The following is a 3,682-nucleotide window of genomic DNA, read 5'->3' as shown; positions in this document are numbered from 1 at the left end:
GTGCAGGCTTCATGCTTGAATTGCGCGGCCTTTCAGGTTAAGGCACGCGCTAGCTTTCCGTCAAATCCATGCATGAAAGGGGCACTTCATGGCCCGCGTAACCGTTGAAGACTGCATTGACAAGGTCGACAACCGCTTTGAGCTCGTTCTGCTCGCCGGTCATCGCGCCCGCCAGATCTCGCAGGGCGCCCAGATCACGCTTCCTCGCGACAACGACAAGAACCCGGTCGTTGCGCTGCGCGAAATCGCTGAAGAAATGCTTTCGCCCGACGATCTCAAGGAAGACCTGATCCATTCGATGCAGAAGCATGTCGAAATCGACGAGCCGGAGCCCGAGGCTCCCGAGCCCGCCGACCAGGCCACCGCTTCCGCCGTCGACAGCAACGAAGCCGAAGAAAACATCAACTTCGACCGCATGTCGGAAGAAGACCTGCTCGCCGGCATCGAGAGCCTTGTCGCTCCCGAAAAGAGCGACGACTACTGAGACCTGTTGAGAATTCTACCCTGCCGGCCACCTGACGCGGCTTTCTGCGCTTCCGGTGCTCACGGACCCGAAAGTCCGCTCCGCTCCGGTTCTTGAAAGCCACGCCATCTGACTCGGCAGGGCGAATTCTCAAAAAGGTCTCGCGTCGCGTCAAAACGCGCGCCAAACCGGCCAACGGGCACTTCCGCGCCGCCACATCAGTGGTTATCTATCACATGCGTCGCAAGCCCTTGCGGCGCATGATTCATTTCGAGTTCCAGGAAGCTGCCCATGATGCGTCAGTATGAGCTTGTCGAGCGCGTCCAGCGCTACAAGCCTGACGTCAACGAGGCGCTGCTCAACAAGGCCTATGTCTACGCCATGCAAAAGCATGGCCATCAGAAGCGTGCGTCGGGCGATCCGTATTTTTCGCACCCGCTTGAAGTGGCGGCGATCCTCACCGACATGCATCTCGACGAGGCGACGATCGCGGTCGCCCTGCTGCACGACACGATCGAAGACACCAGCGCGACCCGCGACGAGATCGACGAGCTGTTCGGTCCCGACATCGGCAAGCTGGTCGAGGGGCTGACCAAGCTCAAGAAACTCGACCTCGTTTCCAAGAAGGCCGAGCAGGCGGAAAACCTGCGCAAGCTTTTGCTGGCGATCTCCGAAGACGTGCGCGTGCTTTTGGTCAAGCTCGCCGACCGTTTGCACAACATGCGCACGCTGCACCATGTGCCCGAGGGCAAGCGCCTGCGCATCGCCGAAGAGACGATGGACATCTATGCGCCGCTGGCCGGCCGCATGGGCATGCAGGGCATGCGCGAGGAGCTGGAAGAGCTCGCTTTCCGCTACATCAATCCGGAGGCCTACCGCACCGTCACCGAGCGGCTGGCCGAAATGTCCGAGCGCAGCAAGGGTGTGCTCGTCGACATCGAAAAGGCGCTGTCGGCGCAGTTCGAGAAATATGACATCAAGGCTGATGTGACGAGCCGGCAGAAGAAGCCGTGGTCGGTGTTCCGCAAGATGGAGACCAAGGCGCTGTCGTTCGAGCAGCTGTCAGACATTTTCGGCTTCCGCGTGGTCGTCGACTCCGTTGCCGATTGCTATCGCGCGCTGGGCGCGATCCACACCACCTGGTCGATGGTGCCGGGGCGCTTCAAGGATTACATCTCGACGCCCAAGCAAAACGATTATCGCTCGATCCACACCACCATCGTCGGCCCCTCGCGCCAGCGCATCGAGCTGCAGATCCGCACCCGCGAGATGAACAGGATCGCCGAATACGGTGTCGCGGCGCACTCGATCTACAAGGACAACGTCACCAAGACCAACGGTGCTGGCCACTCAATCTCTAAGGAAACCAACGCCTATGCCTGGCTCAGGCGGACGATCGAGCAGCTCGCCGATGGCGACTCCGAGGATTTCCTCGAAAACACCAAGCTCGAGCTGTTCCAGGACCAGGTCTTCTGCTTCACCCCCAAGGGCATGCTGATCGCCCTGCCGCGCGGGGCTACGCCGATCGATTTTGCCTATGCGGTGCATACCGATGTCGGCGACACCTGCGTCGGCGCCAAGGTCAACGGTCGGGTGATGCCGCTGGTGACCGAGCTCAAGAACGGCGACGAGGTCGAGATCATCCGCTCCAAGGCCCAGGTGCCGCCGGCGGCGTGGGAATCGATCGTGGTCACCGGCAAGGCGCGCTCGGCGATCCGCAGGGCGACCAAGAACGCCATCCGCAAGCAGTATTCGGGGCTGGGTACCCGCATCCTCGAACGTACCTTCGAGCGTGCCGGCAAGAAGTTCTCCAAGGACAGTTTGAAGTCTGTGCTGCACCGGCTGGCGCGCAAGGACATCGAGGATGTGCTGGCGTCTGTCGGCCGCGGCGAGCTGGCGTCAAATGATGTCGTCCGCGCTGTCTTCCCCGACTACAAGGAAGAGCGCGTCACCCACCCGCCGAAGCCGCGCGAGGAAGGCTGGTCGAAGATCCGCAATGCCGCCGGCATGCTGTTCCAGATCCCTGGCCGTTCGTCGGCGCAGCGCAAGGAAAGCAAGGCGCAAGGGGCTGCCGTGCCAATCCGTGGTGTCGGCGGCGACCTGCCGGTACGCTTTGCACCCGAAGGGGCCGTGCCCGGCGACCGCATCGTCGGCATCATGCAGCCCGGCTCGGGCATCACCATCTATCCGATCCAGTCGCCGTCGCTGATGGCCTTCGACGATCAGCCTGAGCGCTGGATCGACGTGCGCTGGGACCTCGACGAGGGCTCGAAGGAGCGCTTTCCGGCGCGGCTTTCGGTGACGGCGATCAACGCGCCGGGCTCGCTCGCCGACATTGCCCAGGTGGTGGCGGCCAACGACGCCAACATCCATACGCTGTCGATGATACGCACAGCCCCCGATTTCACCGAAATGCTGCTCGATCTCGAAGTCTGGGATTTGAAGCACTTGAACCGGCTGATCTCCCAGCTCAAGGACAACTCCAGCGTCAGCGATGCCCGCCGCGTCAACGGCTAGGGGCAGTGCGCTGGGCTGACGTCAGGAAAGACAAAGATGCAGACGAGCGAAGTTCTGGACATTTTCCGTTCGGCGGGTGCGGTGCTGGAAGGGCATTTCATCCTGACGTCCGGCTTGCGCAGCCCGGTGTTCCTGCAAAAGGCGCGGGTGTTCATGCATGCCGACAAGACCGAAACACTTTGCAAGGCGCTGGCCGAAAAGATCCGCGCCGAGGTGAAGGGCGATATCGACTACGTCGTAGGCCCCGCGATCGGCGGGCTGATCCCGGCCTACGAGACATCAAGGCATCTCAAGGTGCCGGCGATCTGGGTCGAGCGCGAGCAGGGCACCTTCCGGTTGCGCCGCTTCGAGATCGAAAAGGGCGCCCGCGTCGTCATCGTCGAGGACATCGTCACCACTGGTCTTTCGATCCGCGAGACCATCGCGTGCCTGCGCGAACTCGGCGCCGAGGTTGTGGCTGCCGCCTGCATCATCGACCGTTCGGCCGGCAAGTCCGATGTCGGCGTGCCTTTGATCGCGCTCGCCGAATACGAGGTGCCCGCCTATCCGGCCGACAATCTGCCGCCGGAACTGGCGGCGATCCCGGCGATCAAGCCGGGCAGCCGGAATATTTAGGAGTGGTGAGCCCGGTCACCCCCCTCTGGCCTGCCGGCCATCTCCCCCGCATGGGGGGAGATCGGCAGCTTCAGCTTGGCCGCCTGG

The 3,682-nt window shown here is 62.5% G+C and carries 3 protein-coding genes; all 3 read left to right on the top strand.

Going from position 1 to position 3,682, the window contains the following annotated elements:
- Positions 1 to 88 precede the first annotated feature (88 nt).
- The 3 genes from rpoZ to pyrE all read left to right on the top strand — a co-directional run bounded on the left by rpoZ (position 89) and on the right by pyrE (position 3,595).
- Positions 89 to 484, top strand: a complete 396-nt coding sequence (gene rpoZ, locus AC1DUU_RS26180) for a DNA-directed RNA polymerase subunit omega (RefSeq protein ID WP_476786283.1) — start codon at positions 89 to 91, stop codon at positions 482 to 484.
- Positions 485 to 754: 270 nt separating this feature from the next.
- The gene (locus tag AC1DUU_RS26175) at positions 755 to 2,980 is read left to right on the top strand and encodes a RelA/SpoT family protein (protein WP_476786282.1); all 2,226 of its coding nucleotides are present in this window, start codon (positions 755 to 757) and stop codon (positions 2,978 to 2,980) included.
- Between the two features lie 36 nt (positions 2,981 to 3,016).
- Positions 3,017 to 3,595, top strand: a complete 579-nt coding sequence (gene pyrE / locus AC1DUU_RS26170; RefSeq protein WP_476786281.1) for an orotate phosphoribosyltransferase — start codon at positions 3,017 to 3,019, stop codon at positions 3,593 to 3,595.
- Positions 3,596 to 3,682 lie beyond the last annotated feature (87 nt).

It is taken from the genome of Aminobacter sp. P4_H6_2 (assembly GCF_056400805.1).
Note: the sequence above shows the minus strand (reverse complement) of the source record. Positions and strands in the feature narration are given on the sequence as shown.

Excerpts from the sequence above, each read along its gene's own strand:
- rpoZ (WP_476786283.1), top strand. The coding sequence starts at position 89 with ATGGCCCGCGTAACCGTTGAAGACTGCATTGACAAGGTCGACAACCGC.
- pyrE (WP_476786281.1), top strand. The coding sequence starts at position 3,017 with ATGCAGACGAGCGAAGTTCTGGACATTTTCCGTTCGGCGGGTGCGGTG.
- AC1DUU_RS26175 (WP_476786282.1), top strand. The coding sequence starts at position 755 with ATGATGCGTCAGTATGAGCTTGTCGAGCGCGTCCAGCGCTACAAGCCT.